This window comes from Acuticoccus sediminis, from assembly GCF_003258595.1.
GTDB classification, from domain to species: Bacteria; Pseudomonadota; Alphaproteobacteria; order Rhizobiales; family Amorphaceae; genus Acuticoccus; species Acuticoccus sediminis.
Window position 1 is genome coordinate 388,704 of record NZ_QHHQ01000006.1, and the last position, 16,872, is coordinate 405,575.

The 16,872-nt window shown below is 70.2% G+C and carries 13 protein-coding genes; 9 read left to right on the forward strand and 4 right to left on the reverse strand.

What is annotated here, in order from left to right; all coding sequences use genetic code 11:
• Positions 1-15: 15 nt before the first annotated feature.
• From mmsA to yjfF, 9 genes are all read left to right on the forward strand, one after another.
• Entirely contained in the window at positions 16-1,608 is a 1,593-nt protein-coding gene (gene mmsA, locus DLJ53_RS25710; protein ID WP_111350581.1) for a multiple monosaccharide ABC transporter ATP-binding protein, read from the forward strand.
• A complete protein-coding gene (mmsB, locus tag DLJ53_RS25715; protein ID WP_111350583.1) occupies positions 1,605-2,813 on the forward strand; it encodes a multiple monosaccharide ABC transporter permease in 1,209 nt (402 codons plus the stop codon). Before mmsA ends, mmsB begins: the two co-directional genes overlap by 4 nt.
• Positions 2,814-2,818: 5 nt before the next feature.
• The gene (araD1, locus tag DLJ53_RS25720; protein ID WP_111350585.1) at positions 2,819-3,811 is read left to right on the forward strand and encodes an AraD1 family protein; all 993 of its coding nucleotides are present in this window, start codon (positions 2,819-2,821) and stop codon (positions 3,809-3,811) included.
• A 6-nt stretch (positions 3,812-3,817) separates the two neighbouring features.
• Positions 3,818-5,563 (forward strand): L-arabinonate dehydratase, encoded by a 1,746-nt coding sequence (gene araD / locus DLJ53_RS25725; RefSeq protein ID WP_111350586.1) that lies wholly within the window; start codon positions 3,818-3,820, stop codon positions 5,561-5,563.
• Positions 5,550-6,515: a Gfo/Idh/MocA family protein gene (locus tag DLJ53_RS25730; RefSeq protein WP_111350588.1), complete on the forward strand. Its 966-nt coding sequence runs from the start codon at positions 5,550-5,552 to the stop codon at positions 6,513-6,515. Before araD ends, DLJ53_RS25730 begins: the two co-directional genes overlap by 14 nt.
• Before the next feature lie 262 nt (positions 6,516-6,777).
• Entirely contained in the window at positions 6,778-7,728 is a 951-nt protein-coding gene (gene ytfQ, locus DLJ53_RS25735; protein ID WP_111350590.1) for a galactofuranose ABC transporter, galactofuranose-binding protein YtfQ, read from the forward strand.
• Between the two features lie 60 nt (positions 7,729-7,788).
• Positions 7,789-9,312 (forward strand): sugar ABC transporter ATP-binding protein, encoded by a 1,524-nt coding sequence (locus DLJ53_RS25740; protein WP_111350592.1) that lies wholly within the window; start codon positions 7,789-7,791, stop codon positions 9,310-9,312.
• Complete coding sequence (locus DLJ53_RS25745) at positions 9,309-10,337, forward strand: ABC transporter permease (RefSeq protein WP_111350594.1); 1,029 nt, start codon at positions 9,309-9,311, stop codon at positions 10,335-10,337. Before DLJ53_RS25740 ends, DLJ53_RS25745 begins: the two co-directional genes overlap by 4 nt.
• Positions 10,334-11,305, forward strand: a complete 972-nt coding sequence (yjfF, locus tag DLJ53_RS25750; protein ID WP_111350657.1) for a galactofuranose ABC transporter, permease protein YjfF — start codon at positions 10,334-10,336, stop codon at positions 11,303-11,305. The genes DLJ53_RS25745 and yjfF overlap by 4 nt, the downstream gene beginning before the upstream one ends.
• A 54-nt stretch (positions 11,306-11,359) precedes the next feature.
• On the opposite strand, the gene DLJ53_RS25755 is transcribed toward yjfF, so the two are convergent.
• The 4 genes from DLJ53_RS25755 to DLJ53_RS25770 are packed head-to-tail and all read right to left on the reverse strand — an operon-like array spanning position 11,360 to position 16,872.
• Entirely contained in the window at positions 11,360-13,450 is a 2,091-nt protein-coding gene (locus DLJ53_RS25755) for an acetate--CoA ligase family protein (protein ID WP_111350596.1), read from the reverse strand.
• Positions 13,447-13,824, reverse strand: coding sequence for a Zn-ribbon domain-containing OB-fold protein (locus DLJ53_RS25760; protein ID WP_111350598.1), 378 nt, complete (start codon positions 13,822-13,824; stop codon positions 13,447-13,449). Before DLJ53_RS25760 ends, DLJ53_RS25755 begins: the two co-directional genes overlap by 4 nt.
• 13 nt (positions 13,825-13,837) lie before the next feature.
• On the reverse strand, positions 13,838-15,004 hold the full coding sequence (locus tag DLJ53_RS25765) for a thiolase family protein (protein ID WP_111350600.1): 1,167 nt from the start codon (positions 15,002-15,004) through the stop codon (positions 13,838-13,840).
• Positions 15,001-16,872, reverse strand: a complete 1,872-nt coding sequence (locus DLJ53_RS25770; RefSeq protein WP_111350602.1) for a TRAP transporter permease — start codon at positions 16,870-16,872, stop codon at positions 15,001-15,003. The genes DLJ53_RS25765 and DLJ53_RS25770 overlap by 4 nt, the downstream gene beginning before the upstream one ends.

Genomic DNA, 16,872 nt, shown 5'->3' on the forward strand with positions numbered 1-16,872 from the left:
AGGCGAGGCACACTCATGTCCGTCATCCTGGAGATGCGCGGGATCACCAAGGAATTCCCTGGTGTGAAGGCGCTCGACAACGTCTCCCTGTCGGTGGCCGAGGGCGAGATCCACGCCCTCGTCGGCGAGAACGGGGCCGGAAAATCCACCCTCATGAAGGTGCTCTCCGGCGTCTATCCGCACGGCACCTACACCGGCGACATCGTCTTCGATGGCAAGGTGCGCGCCTTCCGCGGCATCCGCGACAGCGAAGACCTCGGCATCATCATCATCCACCAGGAGCTGGCGCTCATCCCGCTGCTCTCGGTGGCCGAGAACATCTTTCTCGGCAACGAGCGTGCGCGCCGCGGCATCATCGACTGGCACGAGACGCACGACCGGGCGGCCGAGCTGATGGCGCGGGTGGGGCTGAAGGAAAACCCCGAGGTGCTGGTCGACGAGCTCGGCCTCGGCAAGCAGCAGCTCGTGGAGATCGCCAAGGCGCTGTCGAAGAACGTGCGCCTCCTCATCCTCGACGAGCCGACGTCCTCCCTCAACGAGACCGACAGCGCCAAGCTGCTCGAGCTCCTGCTGGACTTCCGCAAGCGCGGGATCACCTCGATCCTCATCTCCCACAAGCTGAACGAGATCGCGAAGGTCGCCGACACCATCACCGTGTTGCGTGACGGCGCGGCGGTGGCGCGGATGGACTGCCGCCGCCGCGACGCGGATGCCGGCGGCGCCGGCGCAGATGCCCCGGGTGCCGCCGCCGAGGGTGCCGGTGTCGACGAGGACGAGATCATCCGCAACATGGTCGGCCGCTCGCTTGAGGACCGCTACCCGGCGCGGGTCCCGCACGACCCCGGCGAGGTCGTGATGGAGGTCCGCAACTGGACCGTCCATCACCCGCTGCACTCCGAGCGGCGCGTCGTCGACGACGTCAGCTTCACCGTGCGCCGCGGCGAGGTGCTGGGGATCGCCGGCCTCATGGGCGCGGGGCGGACGGAGCTCGCGATGAGCCTCTTCGGCCGCAGCTACGGTCGCGACATCTCCGGCGAGGTGACGATCAACGGCGTCAGGGCGGACCTCTCCTCCGTCCGGAGCGCGATCAACGCCGGGCTCGCCTACGCCACCGAGGACCGCAAGACGCTGGGCCTCATCCTCGACGACACGATCCGCCGCAACGTCCCGCTCGCCCACCTCGAGGCGATCGCCAACAACGGCGTGGTGGACCGCCACCGCGAGGCGGAGGTGGCGACGACCTACCGGAGCCGCCTCGCCATCAAGTCGAGCTCCATCGAGCAGGCGACGGTCAACCTCTCCGGCGGCAACCAGCAGAAGGTCGTCCTGTCCAAGTGGCTGTTCGCCGACCCGGACATCCTCATCCTCGACGAGCCGACGCGCGGGATCGACGTCGGCGCCAAGTTCGAGATCTACACGGTCATCCGCGATCTCGCGGCGCAGGGGAAGGCGATCATCGTCATCTCCTCCGAGCTTCCCGAGCTCCTGGGCATCACCGATCGCCTCTACGTCATGAACGAGGGGCGCTTCGTCGGTGAGATGGCGACCGCCGAGGCGAGCCAGGAGCGGATCATGGCCACCATCATCAAGTCGGGAGAACCCGCATGAGCGAAACGACAACCGCCGTCGCGGGCCATCCCGAACGCCCCGCCGGCAAGTCCCTCGGCGAATTCCTGAAGGGCCACCTCAGGGAATACGGCATCCTGATCGCGCTGGTCGTGATCATGGCCTTCTTCCAGATCGCGACCGGCGGCATCCTGCTGAAGCCGGTGAACCTCACCAACCTCATCCTGCAGAACTCCTACGTCGTCATCATGGCGGTGGGGATGCTGCTGGTGATCGTCTCCGGCCACATCGACCTCTCGGTCGGCTCGGTGATGGGCTTCGTCGGCGCGCTGGCGGCGGTGATGATCGTCGAGTGGAACATGCCCTGGCTCCTCGCCGGTGTCCTGTGCCTCGGCGTCGGCGCGATGATCGGCATGGCGCAGGGGTTCTGGGTCGCCTATTTCCGGATCCCCTCGTTCATCGTCACGCTGGCGGGCATGCTCGTCTTCAAGGGGCTGACCCTCGGCCTGCTGGAGGGGCAGTCGGTCGGCCCGTTCCCGCCGCAGTTCCGGCTGATCGCGTCGGGCTTCGTGCCGGATATCTTCGGCGGATCGGGCCTCAACCTCTTCTCGCTGTTCGCCGGCGTCGCCGTGGCGACGATCCTCGTCTGGCTCGGCGTGCGGCAGCGCCAGCGGCAGCAGAAGGCCGGCTTCGTGGAGGAGCCGTTCGCGCTGTTCGTCGCCCGCAACGCGGTGATCTTCGCCGCGCTCGTCTACATGTCGTGGCTGATGGCGGACTTCCGCGGCCTGCCGAACGTCTTCATCGTGATGGCGCTCCTCATCGCCGTCTATTCCTTCATCACCAGCCGCACGACGCTCGGCCGGCGCATCTACGCCATCGGCGGCAACGAGAAGGCGGCGTCGCTGTCGGGCATCAACTCGAGGCGGCTCGTCTTCCTCACCTTCGCCAACATGGGGATGCTGGCCGCGCTCGCCGGCCTCGTCTTCGCCGCGCGGCTCAACACCGCGACGCCCAAGGCCGGCATCGGCTTCGAGCTCGACGTCATCGCGGCGGTCTTCATCGGCGGCGCGTCGATGTCGGGCGGCGTCGGCACCGTCGTCGGGGCCGTGGTCGGCGCCTTCATCATGGGCGTCATGAACAACGGCATGTCGATCCTCGGCATCGGCATCGACTGGCAGCAGGTCATCAAGGGCCTCGTGCTGCTCGCCGCCGTCATCTTCGACGTGATGAACAAGAAGAAGGGATAGGGCCGATGCTCCTCTCCCAATGCCGGCGCGAGGACGGGGGCGTGCAGATCATCGCGCGCCACGGCACGGAGGCTTACGAGGTGCGCACCCGCGACACCCTCTACCGCCTCGCGCAGCGCTGCATCGAGGAGGGGGCGACGCTCAAGGAGCGGATCCTGGCGCTGGGGCTCGGCTCCGCCGTCGACCTCGAGGCAATCTACGCGGCGGGCCGGCTGCTGCCGCCCGTCACCCACCCGGACCCCGCGCACCTGCACCTCACCGGGACAGGCCTCACCCACGTGGGATCGGCCTCGACCCGGGCGGAGATGCACCGGACGGCGGCGGGCGGGGAGACCGATTCGATGCGCATGTTCCGCTTGGGCCTCGAAGGCGGCAAGCCCGCGAACGGGCATGCGGGCGTGCAGCCGGAATGGTTCTACAAGGGCAACGGCACCGCGCTCGCCGCGCCCGGCGCGCCGCTGACCGCGCCGGATTTCGCCGAGGACGGCGGCGAGGAGCCCGAGATCGCCGGCGTCTACCTGATCGCGCCGGACACGACGCCGGTGCGTCTCGGCTTTGCGCTCGCCAACGAGTTCTCCGACCACGTGATGGAGCGGCGCAACTACCTCTACCTCGCCCATTCCAAGCTGCGGCCGGCCTCCATCGGGCCGGAGCTTCTCGTCGGCGAGCTGCCGCGGCATGTCGAGGGCGTCTCGCGCATCCGCCGCGGCGCGGCGGTGATCTTCGAGAAGCCCTTCCTGTCGGGCGAGGCGAACATGAGCCACAGCCTTGCCAACCTCGAGCACCATCATTTCAAATACCCGCTGTTCCGCCAGCCGGGTGATCTGCACGTCCATATGTTCGGCACCGCGACGATCTCCTTCTCGGAGGGCGTGACGGCGCGCGACGGGGACGTGTTCGAGATCGAGGCCGCGCCATTCGGGCTGCCCTTGCGCAACGCCCTCGTCTTCACCCCGCGCGGCACGGCGGAGCCGCGCACCGAAATCCGGGCCCTGTAGAGAACGATGACCTTCAAGAAAGCCGAATGGCCGCGCCGTCTGAGATCGCAGGAGTGGTACGGCGGCACCTCTCGCGACAACATCTACCACCGCGGCTGGCTCAAGAATCAGGGCTATCCGCACGACCTGTTCGACGGGCGGCCGGTCATCGGCATCCTCAACACATGGTCCGAGCTGACCCCCTGCAACGGCCACCTTCGCGAGCTGGCGCAGAAGGTGAAGGCGGGGGTCTGGGAGGCGGGCGGCTTTCCGCTCGAGGTGCCGGTCTTCTCCGCGTCGGAGAACACCTACCGACCGACGGCGATGATGTACCGCAACCTCGCCGCGATGGCGGTCGAGGAGACGATGCGCGCCCAGCCGATCGACGGCGCCGTGCTGCTCGTGGGCTGCGACAAGACCACCCCGTCGCTGATGATGGGCGCGGCCTCCACCGACATCCCGTCCATCGTCGTCACCGGCGGGCCGATGCTGAACGGCTGGTTCCGCAACGAGCGCGTCGGCTCGGGCACCGCGCTCTGGCAGATGAGCGAGGACATCAAGGCCGGGAAGATGACGCAGGCCGATTTCCTCGAGGCCGAGCAGGCGATGAGCCGCTCGTCGGGCACCTGCAACACGATGGGCACCGCCTCGACGATGGCCTCGATGGCCGAGGCGCTCGGCATGGCGCTCTCCGGCAACGCGGCGATCCCAGGCGTCGACGCGCGGCGGCGGGTGATGGCGCAACTCTCCGGCCGGCGGATCGTGGAGATGGTGAAGGACGACCTGAAGCCGTCCGACATCCTCACCAAGGCGGCGTTCGAGAACGCCATCCGCACCAACGGGGCCATCGGCGGCTCTAACAACGCCGTGGTCCACCTGCTGGCGCTGGCCGGCCGCGTCGAGGTCGATCTCTCGCTCGACGACTGGGACCGGCTGGGGCGGGATGTGCCGACGATCGTGAACCTGATGCCGTCGGGCAAGTACCTGATGGAGGAGTTCTTCTACGCCGGCGGGCTTCCGGTGGTGCTGAAGCGGCTCGGCGAGGCGGGGATGCTCCACAAGGACGCCATCACCGTCTCCGGCGGACCGATCTGGGAGGAGGTGAAGGACGCGGTGAACTGGAACGAGGACGTCATCCGTCCCGCCGACGGGGCGCTCACCGCCTCCGGCGGCATCGCGGTGCTGAAGGGCAACCTCGCGCCCGGCGGGGCGGTGCTGAAGCCCTCCGCCGCGACGCCGGCACTGATGCGGCACCGCGGCCGCGCCGTCGTCTTCGAGGACATCGACGACTACAAGGCGAAGATCGACGACGACGCGCTCGACATCGACGAGACGTGCGTCATGGTGCTGAAGAACTGCGGGCCGAAGGGTTATCCCGGCATGTCCGAGGTCGGCAACATGGGCCTGCCGCCCAAGGTGCTGAAGAAGGGCATCACCGACATGGTGCGCATCTCCGACGCGCGCATGTCCGGCACCGCGTACGGCACCGTCGTCCTCCACACGACGCCCGAGGCCGCCGCCGGCGGGCCGCTCGCGGTGGTGCGGACGGGCGACATGATCGAGCTCGACGTCGAGGCGCGGCGCCTGCACCTCGACGTGCCGGAAGAGGAGATCGCCGCGCGCCTCGCGGTCTGGTCGCCGCCGACCCCGCCGGGCGCCAACGGCGGCTACACGCGGCTCTACGTCGACCACGTCGAGGGGGCGGACACCGGAGCGGACTTCGACTTCCTGAAGGGCTGCCGCGGCCGGGAGGTCCCCCGTGACAGTCACTGACGTCGCGATCGTGGGTGTCGGCAAGATCGCCCGCGACCAGCATGTCCCGGCGATCGAGGCGAGCGGGGACTTCCGCCTCGCCGCCACCGTCAGCCGCTCGGGCGGCGTCGACGGGGTGGACAATTTCGCCACCCTCGACGCGCTCCTCGCCGCGCGGCCGGACATCCCGGCGATCAGCTTCTGCAATCCGCCGCAGGTCCGTTACGCGGGCGCCCGCGCCGCCCTCGAGGCCGGACGGCACGTGATGCTGGAGAAGCCGCCGGGCGCGAGCCTCTCGGAGGTCCACGACCTCGCGGCGCTGGCCGAGGCGAGGGGGCTCACCCTTCAGGCGACCTGGCACTCGCGCCATGCGGCATCGGTCGCGGCGGCCAAGGCGTTCCTGGCGGGACGGCGGATCCGCTTGGTGCGGATCGACTGGAAGGAGGACGTCCGCGTCTGGCACCCCGGCCAGCAGTGGATCTGGCAGGCGGGCGGCCTCGGCGTCTTCGACCCGGCGATCAACGCCTTCTCCATCCTCACCGAGATCCTGCCGGTGCCGGTCCACGTGACCGCCGCCGAGCTTCGCTTTCCGGTGAACTGCGAGACACCGATTGCCGCCGAGGTGGAGATGGCGGGCCCGCGCGGCGAACGGGTCCTCGCCGCTCTCGACTTCCTCCACGAGGGCGATCCGATGTGGCGGCAGGTGGTCGAGACGGACGCCGGCACGCTCACCCTCGACCAGGGCGGGGCGATCATGAGCGTCGACGGCGGGGCGCAGCAGGGCGAGGCGTGGTCCGCGCCCGGCATCGAGGGCGAATACCCGTCGCTCTACGCGCGATTTGCGGAGCTGCTGGCGGCGCGCACCTGTGAAGTGGACCTCCGCCCGATGGTCCTCGTCGCCGACGCCTTCACGCTCGGCCGGCGGGTGGACGCGCCCGCATTCGTCGATCCCGCCCTCGCCGGGGACCGCTGACATGGACGCCGCCGGCGGTCATCGCCGCGCGGTCGGAGGGACCGGGATCGTGGCGCAGGGCGGTCCGGGCACGGCCCGGCGACGGGCACGACGCTGCGACGCGAGCGGTGGTGCGGCCTGAACATCCCACGGCGCTCCGGATTGGCGACACCAGGTCGATCCGGCGGCGACGGGGCACGAATACCGGTGCCGGGTGGTCCGGTGCCGGGGGCGGGGCGGTGGCGAACGCTGCGCCGCCAGCAACCGGGAGGAAAAGAAAACAATGAAATCACTGTTCATGACGACGGTTGCGGCTCTCGCGTTCGGGACCGCCGCGGCGTCGGCCCAGACCGTGGGCTTCGCGCAGATCGGCTCGGAATCGGGCTGGCGCGCGGCCGAGACGACCATCACCAGGCAGCAGGCCGACGAGCGCGGCATCGACCTCAAGTTCTCCGACGCGCAGCAGAAGCAGGAGAACCAGATCGCCGCCATCCGCTCCTTCATCGCCCAGGGCGTCGACGCCATCCTCCTGGCGCCGGTCGTCGCCACCGGGTGGGACAGCGTGCTGGAGGAGGCCAAGGACGCGGAGATCCCCGTGGTGCTCCTCGACCGGCAGGTGGACTCGGATGACGACCTCTACCTCACCGCCGTCGGCTCCGACCTCGTCCACGAGGGCGAGGTGGCCGGGCAGTGGCTGGTGGACGCCGTCGACGGCAAGGACTGCCGCGTCGTCGAGCTGCAGGGCACGACCGGCTCCTCGCCCGCCATCGACCGCAAGACCGGGTTCGAGAACGCCATCAAGGGTCATGACAACATCGAGATCATCCGCAGCCAGACCGGCGACTTCACGCGCGCCCAGGGCAAGGAGGTGATGGAGAGCTTCCTGCAGGCCGAGAACGGCGGCAAGGACATCTGCGCCCTCTACGCCCATAACGACGACATGGCCGTCGGCGCCATCCAGGCCATCAAGGAAGCCGGGCTGAAGCCGGGCGAGGACATCCTCGTCGTCTCGATCGACGCCGTGCCCGACATCTTCCAGGCGATGGCGAACGGCGAGGCGAACGCCACGGTGGAGCTGACGCCGAACATGGCCGGCCCCGCCTTCGACGCGCTAAAAACCTACTGGGACAGCGGCGAGGCGCCGGAGAAGTTCATCCAGACGGAATCGAAACTCTACACCGCTTCGGACGACCCGAAGGGCCAGTACGAAGCCCGCAAGGGTCTCGGCTACTGACGCGCCGGCGCGGGCGATCTCGTCCGCGCCACAACCCCGCCCCCTCTGCGGAGTGACGCCATGCTCCTGACCATCCGCTCGCTCACCAAGACCTTTCCCGGCACCGTCGCCCTCGACGGGGTCGACTTCGACCTGGCGGCGGGCGAGATCCACGCGCTGCTCGGCGAGAACGGGGCGGGCAAGTCCACCCTCATCAAGTGCCTCACCGGCGCCTACCGCCGCGACGCGGGCGAGATCGTGCTGGACGGCGAGCCGATCTCGCCGCGCTCGACCTCGGAGGCGCAGGACCTCGGCATCGGCACCGTCTACCAGGAGGTGAACCTCCTGCCGAACCTGACGGTGGCGCAGAACCTCACCTTCGGCCGCGAGCCGACGCGCTTCGGCATGGTCGACGCCGGGGCCCAGCGCCGCCAGGCGGAGGCAATGCTGGAGGGCTACGGCCTCGACATTGACGTTCGGCGGGACCTGTCGGCCTACTCGGTGGCGATCCGCCAGATCGTCGCCATCGCCCGCGCCGTCGCGCTGTCCGGCAAGGTGCTGATCCTCGACGAGCCGACCGCGAGCCTCGACGCGCGAGAGGTGCGGATGCTGTTCGACGTGGTCCGGGGGCTGCGTGCGCGTGGACTCGGCATCGTCTTCGTGTCGCACTTCCTCGACCAGGTGTTCGCGCTGACCGACCGGGTGACGGTCCTGCGCAACGGGCGCAAGGTAGCGACGGAGCGGACCGCCGACCTCGACCGTGTCCGCCTCATCGAGCACATGCTCGGCCGCGCCCTCGAGGAGGAGGTGACGGACCACGCCAAGGCCCACGACGCCAGCGTGACGCGCCCCGAGCTGCTGCGGTTCGAGAATTTCGGCCGCCGCGGCCATGTCGAACCGTTCGACCTCACTGTCGGGCGCGGGGAGGTGCTGGGCCTCGCGGGGCTCCTGGGCTCGGGGCGGACGGAGACCGCCGAGCTCATGTTCGGTGTCGCACATGCCCACTCCGGCACCGCGCGCGATGCGTCCGGGCCGCTCGACCTCTCCTCGCCGCGGGCCGCCATTGCCGCCGGGTTCGGCTTCGCGCCGGAGGAGCGCAAGGCCGACGGGATCGTCGCCGACCTCTCGGTGCGCGAAAACATCGTCCTGGCGCTGCAGGCGCGGCGGGGGTGGGCGCGGCCGATCCCCCGCGCCGAGCAGCAGCGGCTCGCGGACGAGTACATCGCCAGGCTCGACATCCGCACATCCAGTGCCGAGAAGCCGATCGGCGAGCTGTCCGGCGGGAACCAGCAGAAGGCCGTCCTCGCGCGATGGCTCGCCATGAACCCGCGCTTCCTCATCCTCGACGAGCCGACCCGGGGCATCGACGTCGGCGCCCACGCCGAGATCCTGCGCCTGATCCAGGCCGTCACCGAGGAGAAGGGGATGGCGATCCTCGTCATCTCCTCCGAGCTCGACGAACTCATCGCCGTTTCGGACCGTGTCATCGTGGTGCGCGACCGCCGCCACGTCGCGGAGCTGACGGGAGGCGAGATCGCCTCCGACACGATCGTGCGGGCGATCGCCGCGCCGGAGAACGGCGGCCGCGCGGAGGACGCGGCATGAGCCTCCTGCGCCGGCTGGCGCCGCAGATCCTCACGCTCGCCGCGGTGGTGGCGCTGGTCACGCTGTTCTTTCCGGACTTCCTGCGCATCACCATGGCCGACGGGCGCCTCGTCGGGCCGGTGATGGACGTGCTGAAACGCGGCGCGCCGGTGGCGCTCCTTGCCGTCGGCATGACGCTGGTGATCGCGACGCGCGGCATCGACCTCTCGGTCGGCACTGTGATGGCGATCACCGGCGCGGTGGCGGCATGGGCGATCACCCATGGTCTCGGCCTTCCCGCCGCCCTCGGCCTGGCCCTCCTCGCGGGCGCGGCGGCCGGGCTCTGGAACGGGTGCCTCGTCGCGGTCGTCGGCATCCAGCCCATCGTCGCGACGCTGATCCTGATGACGTCGGGACGCGGCATCGCCCAGCTCATCACCGAGGGGCGCATCCTCACCTTCTCCGATCCCGGGCTCGCCTTCTTCGGTTCCGGCGAGATCCTCGGAATTCCGGTGCCGGCGCTCCTGTGGCTCGTGACCGGGATCGGCGTCACACTGCTGATGCGGCGGACCGCGCTCGGAATGCTGATCGAGGCGGTGGGCGTGAACCGCGCGGCAAGCTCGCTCGCCGGCGTCAACGCGACGGTGCTTCTCGTCGCGGTCTACGTCGCCTCCGGCCTGTGCGCGGCGCTGGCTGGGATCGTCGCCACCGCCGACATCCGCGGCGCCGACGCCAACAACGCCGGCCTCTGGCTGGAGCTCGACGCGATCCTGGCGGTGGTGATCGGCGGCAATTCCCTGCTGGGCGGACGCTTCTCCATCGCCGCGTCGCTGATCGGCGCGCTGATCATCCAGACCATAGACACCGGGATCGTGCTGGCGGGCTTCCCGTCCGAGTACAACCTCATCATCAAGGCCGGACTGGTCCTCGTCATCCTCGTCCTGCAGAGCCCGAACCTCGGCAGCACGTGGCACGCGCTGCGGGCGGCGGCGGACCGGCGGCGCGAGCCGGCCCCGGCGCGCTCGGCGAAGGAGACCGGCCGATGAACCCGCGCCTCTACCCCCTCGCGGCGACCATCGCGATCTTCCTCCTCGCATGGTTCGTGTGCTGGACGCAGTTCCCGTTCATGCTGTCGACCCGCGTCGTCGGCAACCTCCTCACCGACAACGCCTACCTCGGCATCGTCGCGGTGGGGATGACGGTGGTGATCCTCTCCGGCGGCATCGACCTGTCGGTGGGCTCGGTGATCGCCTTTTCCGGGGTCTTCATCGCGGTGGTGCTGCGCGACACGCCGCTTCACCCGCTGATCGTCTTCGCGCTGCTGCTGATGATCACCACGGCGTTCGGCGGGTTCATGGGGTGGCTCATCCACAAGCTCGCGATGCCGCCGTTCATCGTGACGCTCGCCGGCATGTTCCTGGCGCGCGGCGCGGCGTACATGCTGACCATCGACTCGGTGCCCATCGAGCACGCGTTCTACGACCTCCTCGACGACGCCTACTGGGTGATGCCCGGGAAGGGGCGGCTGAGGCTGATCGGCATCATCATGCTGCTCACCGTGGCCGCGGGGATGGTGGTCGCACACAAGACGCGGTTCGGTGCCAGCGTCTTCGCGCTCGGCGGCGGGGAGGCGACGGCCCGGCTGATGGGGGTGCGCGTCGGCGCCACGACCGTCGGCATCTACGCGTTCTCCGGCGCGATGGCAGGCCTCGCGGGGATCGTCTTCTCGATCTACACCGGGTCCGGCTACCCGCTCGCCAACGTCGGCACCGAGCTGACGGCGATCGCGGCGGTGGTGATCGGCGGGACCCTGCTGTCAGGAGGGGCCGGGTTCGTCTTCGGCACCCTGATCGGCGTGCTGACGATGGGCCTCATCCAGACCTACATCGTCTTCGACGGGACGCTGTCGAGCTGGTGGACCAAGATCGTCATCGGCCTCCTGCTGCTGGTCTTCATCCTGCTGCAGAAGGCGCTGGTGCGCCTTTCCACCGGGCGGGCGCTGGCGCGGGCCTGAGAGCGACGCCGGCCGTCGCCGGCGCCGCCCGTCTGGAGTAGCGGCTCCGGCGCGCTACTGCGCGGCGGCCCGGGCAGTCGCGGTGGCGGCCACCTCGACGAGGGCGTCGACGGCGATGGCGCCCGATGCGCTGACGATCAGCGGGTTGACGTCGACCGAGCGCACGTCCGCCGTCTCGTCGCACAGGAGCTTCCCGACCGCGATGGCGGCCCTTGCGACCGCCCCGGCATCGAGCGGCGGCTGGCCGCGCACGCCCCGGAAGAGCGGCGCGATCCGCAGCGTCTGCAGCGCGTCCATCACCTCGGCTTCGTCGAAGGGCGACAGGAGCAGCACGTTGTCGGGCATCGCCTCGACCGTGATGCCGCCGTCGCCGATGACCACCGCCGGACCGAACACCGGGTCATGGTAGCCGCCGATGACGAGCTCGCGCTCGCCCTTCACCTGGTCGCACGCGAGCAGGCCCTCGAACGGCTGGCCGAGCCGCTCGACGCCGGCCACGAGGTCGGCATAGGCGGAGGCGAGCGCCTCCTCGCTGTCGATGTTGAGGCGGACCAGTCCGTGCTCGGACTTGTGCGGGATCGCCGCCGAGCAGGCCTTGAGGACGATCTTGCCCGGTGCGTCCTCAAGGAAGGACCGCGCGGCGTCGAGGGTAGTGCAGAGGCGGTGGCGGGCGACCGTTACGCCCGCGGCGGCGATGAGCTGCAGCGAGCGGTTCTCGTCGAGGCCCTCCAATGGCGCGGGGGGGCGCGCGGCGGCGGGGGCGCCGGGACGCGAGCGGGCCATCAGGGCGCGGTGGTTGACGAACTGCGTCATCGCCTCGACCGCGTCGTCCTCGGTCTCGAACACCGGCACGCCCTCGCGCGCGAACGCCTCGCGCACTGACGCCTGCGGCGCGGCGAGGACCACGGGCTTGCCGCCGTCCTTCAGGAACGCACCCGTGTCGGCGGCGAAGCGCGGGAAGTCGTAGCCCTTGCCGCTGACGGGGATGCCGACGAGGAACATGTCGACGCTGGTGTCGCGACCCGCCGCCGGCAGCACCCGGCTGAAGAGGCCGCTGTCGGTCAGCAGCGCGGCGGTGATGTCGACCGGATTGCGGGGGGAGGCGAAGCCCGGAAGGATGGAGCGCAGCTCGTCCTCGATGGCGGGCGGGAACTCGGCCATCTCGAGGCCCGCATGCTCGGCCGCGTCGACCGCGAGGACGCAGGTCGCGCCGGAGTTGGAGATCACGGCGAGGCGCCGCCCCACCGGCTTCCAGCCCTTCAGGTAGAGTTCGGCCGCGCGCACCAGGTCGCGCATTCCCTTGGCGCGCCAGATGCCGTTCTTGGCGAAGAACGCGTCGACGATGCGGTCCTCTGTGGCGATTGCGCCGGTGTGGGACTGCGCGGCACGCGAGCCGGCTGCCGTGCGGCCCGACTTCACGGCGATGATCGGAACGTCGCGCTCCTTGGCGATCGCCGCGGTGCGGGCGAGGGCGGCCGGGTCGGGCAGACTTTCGAGGTAGAGCAGCAGGAGCTTGACGTCCGGGTCCTGCACCACCTCGGCGGCGAGCTCGGCGACGTTGACGTCGCTGTCGTTGCCGGTGGCGTGGCAGTGGCGCACGCCGATGCCGCGGGCGCGCAGCATGCCGTAGGGCACGACGCTCATCGCGCCCGACTGGCTGATGCAGGCGACCGGCCCGTCCTCGGGCTGCGCCTCGATGAACATGGTCGAGAAGCTGAGGACCGCGCCGGTGCCGAAGTTGGCGAGGCCCTGGCTGTTGGGGCCGACGATGCGCATGCCGGCCTTGTGGGCGGTCTCGCGCATCTCGGCCTCGATGCGCTTGCCTTCGGGGCCCGTCTCGCCGAAGCCGCTCGCCATCACGATGGCGGCCTTCACGCCGAGCGCGGCGCAGGTGTTGACGGTGTCCACGACGCCGGTGCCGGCGACGGCGATGATGACGGCGTCCGGCACCTTCGGGAGGTCTGCGAGGGAGGCGTAGGCCTTCAGGCCCTGCACCGTGTCGCGGCCGGGATTGATCGGGAAGACGTCGCCCTTGAAGCCGAACTCTCTCAGGTAGCGGATCGGACGGCCGCCGATCTTGTCGGGATTGTCCGACGCGCCGACGATGGCGACGCTCTCGGGCGAAAGGAAGGGGGCAAGGCTCATGGTCGGGTCCGGTCGAACGGGATGAAATGGATGAGGGGCGCGCCGTCGAATTCGAGCGACTGTGCGGTGACGGCGTCGCCGACCGCAAGGCCCTCGGCGGCGCCCCCCATCACGCGGATGCCTTCCTCGAGGTCGACGAGGGCGACCGAGTAGGGAAGACGCTCCTTGTGGGCGAGGGTCGGTGCGCGGTGAAGCGTCGTCACGGCGGCGACGCGGCCGCGCCCTTCCGACGAGAGGTACTCGATGTCCGCCGAGCCGCAGGAGGGGCAGAAGGGGCGCGGGAAGGCGGCGACGGTGCCGCAGGCCCGGCAGCTCTGGTAGGCGATGCGGCCCTGCGCGGCCTCGGCGCGGACGAGCTCTTCGATGGCCTTCATTGTTGGCGAACCTTCATGGGCGCGGCTCCGCTGTTCTGGGCTCCATGGCGAGGACGAGACTGACGTGGGCGGACAGGATCCCGCCGTCGCCGTGGCAGAAGCCGAAGGCGGGCCGCCGGGACCCCTGCCGCCCGCCCGCCTTGCCGGTCATGTGCCGCACCACCTCGACGATGTGCGCCATGCCGCCGGCAACGCCAGGGTGGCCGTAGGAGAGGAGGCCGCCGTGGGTGTTGAGCGGGATGCCGCCGTCGCTGGCATAGCGCCCGGCGCGGATGTCCTCCGCGGTCTTGCCGCGGGCGGAGAAGCCGAGCTCCTCCAGCAGCATCGTCGCGGTGATGGTGAAGCTGTCGTAGATGCCGAGCACCTCCATCTGCTCCGGCGCAAGGCCCGCCTCGGCGAAGGCACGGCCGGCCGCGTCGGAGGCGCCGAAGCGGTCGACGTCGGTGGCGACGGAGATGTGCTGGTGGCGGTGCGCCTGGCCGCTGCCGACGAGGAAGGGGGCCCCGGCCGGTGCATCCGCAGACACTACGAGCGCCGTGGCACCGTCGGAGATCGGGCAGCAGTCCATCATCTTGAGCGGCGTTGCGATGGGGCGCGAGCCCATCACGTCGGCGACCGTGATCGCGTCGGTGAGGTGCGCCCCCTCCATCCGCGCGGCGTGGTCGCGCATGAAGACGGCGACCTCGGCGAGGTCCTCCTCGGAGGTGCCGTAGGCGTTGCCGTAGAGCGAGGCGAGGAGGGCGTAGTAGGCCGGGATCGTCGCGCCGTGCGGCACTTCGTGGCGGGCGTGGCCGACCTGGGAGAGCGTCTGGATCGCGCTGTCGCGGCCGCCGGTGTTGGTGAGGCGGTTCTCGCCCGCGACGACCAGCACCCGCCGGCACTGCCCGGACGCAACGAGAAGCCGCGCCAGCATGACCATGCCGCAGCCCGTGGCGCCGCCCATCTGGATCGCCTGCGCGTAGTGCGGCCGGATCCCGAAATGCTCGGCGAAGAGGGTCGCCAGCATCAGGTGCGGCATCGCGGTCGAGTAGCCGGTGACGAGGCCGTCGATGGCCCCGCGTTCCAGGCCCGCATCGGCGAGGGCGAGGGTCGCGGCCTCGGACATGAGGTCCAGCGTGTCGCGCCCTTCCAGGCGGCCGAAGGGGGTCAGACCTACCCCTTCGATGGCGACGGGCGTCATTTCGGCGCCTCCTTCAGTTGGATGGGGGTCCGAGCGCCGGTGCGGCCGGCGAGGGCGAGGGCGGCGGCCGCGAGGACGACGCCGCCGATGTCGCTCGCCCAGCCGGGCACCAGCATCATCAGCGCGCCGCCCGCGAGCAGGATGCGCGGCACGATCCCGAGCGGTCCGGTGGCGTAGCCGACAATGGCCGACGCGAGCGCCGCGACGCCGATCGCCGCCGTCGCGATGGAGAGGAAGATCCGCCAGATGCTGCCGTCGAGAAGCAGCACCGGGTCCATCACGAACATGAACGGCACGATGAAGGCCGGGACGGAGATCGCGAACGCGGTCCAGCCGGTGCGCGACGGGTTGCTGTCCGCCACCGCGGCCGCGGCGTAGGCGGCGACGGCGACCGGCGGCGTCACATTGCCCAGGATCGCGAAGTAGAAGACGAAGAGGTGCGCCGGGATCGGCGAGACCCCGAGGTCGATGAGGGCCGGGATGGTGATGCCGGCCTGGACCAGGTAGGCGGCGACCGTCGGCAGCCCCATGCCGAGGATCAGCGAGGAGACCATCGTCAGGACGAGCGCGCCAATCAGCGAGTGTCCGGCAAGCTCGAGGATGACGCGGTTCACCGTCAGGCCGAGTCCGGTGAGGCTGAGGATGCCGACGATCATGCCCGAGGCCGCGCAGGCGACCGCGACCGGGCCCGCGGCCTTCGCGGCCTCGACGATCCCGTCCAGAAGCCGCCGCGGCAGCTTCACGAGACCGCCCCGCAGCAAGGCGTACGTCGCCGCGACGGCCACCACGGTGAGGACGCCGTTGAGGCCGGCGCGCATCGGCGAATAGATGAAGACCGAGTAGGCGACGACGACGATCGGCAGGACGAACAGGATCCCCTCGCGCAGCACGGCGGGGATCGCCGGGCCGCGCACGCCGTGCTGGATGCCCGAACGCAGCGCCTCGCAGTGCACCGTCACGAAGATGCCGAGGTACATGAGGAGCGCCGGCACGATCGCCGAGACGGCGACCTCGGCGTAGGGGCGGCCGACGAACTCGGCGATGATGAAGGCGGTCGCGCCCATCACCGGCGGCATGAGCTGCCCGCCGGAAGAGGCCGCCGCCTCGACCCCCGCCGCGAAGTGCGGCTTGTAGCCGTTGCGCTTCATGAGCGGGATCGTCACCGCGCCGGTCGTCACCACGTTGGCGACGGCGGAGCCCGAGATGGTGCCCATGGCGGCCGAGCCGATGATGGCCGCCTTGGCGGGGCCGCCGCGAAGGCGCCCGGTGAGGGCCATCGCCATGTCGATCATGAACTGCCCGCCGCCGCAGCGGTCGAGCACCGCGCCGAACAGGACGAAGAGGTAGATGTATGTCGCCGACACGCCCAGCGGGATGCCGAACACGCCCTCCTTCGTGTACCAGAGGTGGTCCACGGTCCAGGAGACGCCGAAGTAGCGGTGCCCGAGCGCGCCGGGAATGAGGTGGCCGAACGCGGCGTAGAGCAGGAAGACCGCGACGATCGCGCCGAACGCGACGCCCAGGAGCCGGACCGAGATGACGAAGAGGCTCGCCATGCCGATGAAGGCCATGACGATCGCCACCGTCGACAGCGGCATGACGTAGGCCATGCGGTTGTTGAAGTAGTCCGCGAGGGCGAGGTTGTAGATCAGCGCGGCCGACAGCGCGACCGACGCGCCGATCGTGACGATACGCTCGCGGCGCGAGGCGCCCGGCGCCGTGAGGGCGGCCGCCGCGAGGCACGCGACGACGAGCAGGAGGTGCGCGTTCCGCTGCGTGAAGCTCTGGAACACGCCGAAGAACCCGGTGCCGAGATGGAAGGCCGCCAGCGCCAGCGCGGCCACGATGAACAGCGTTCGCAATACCAT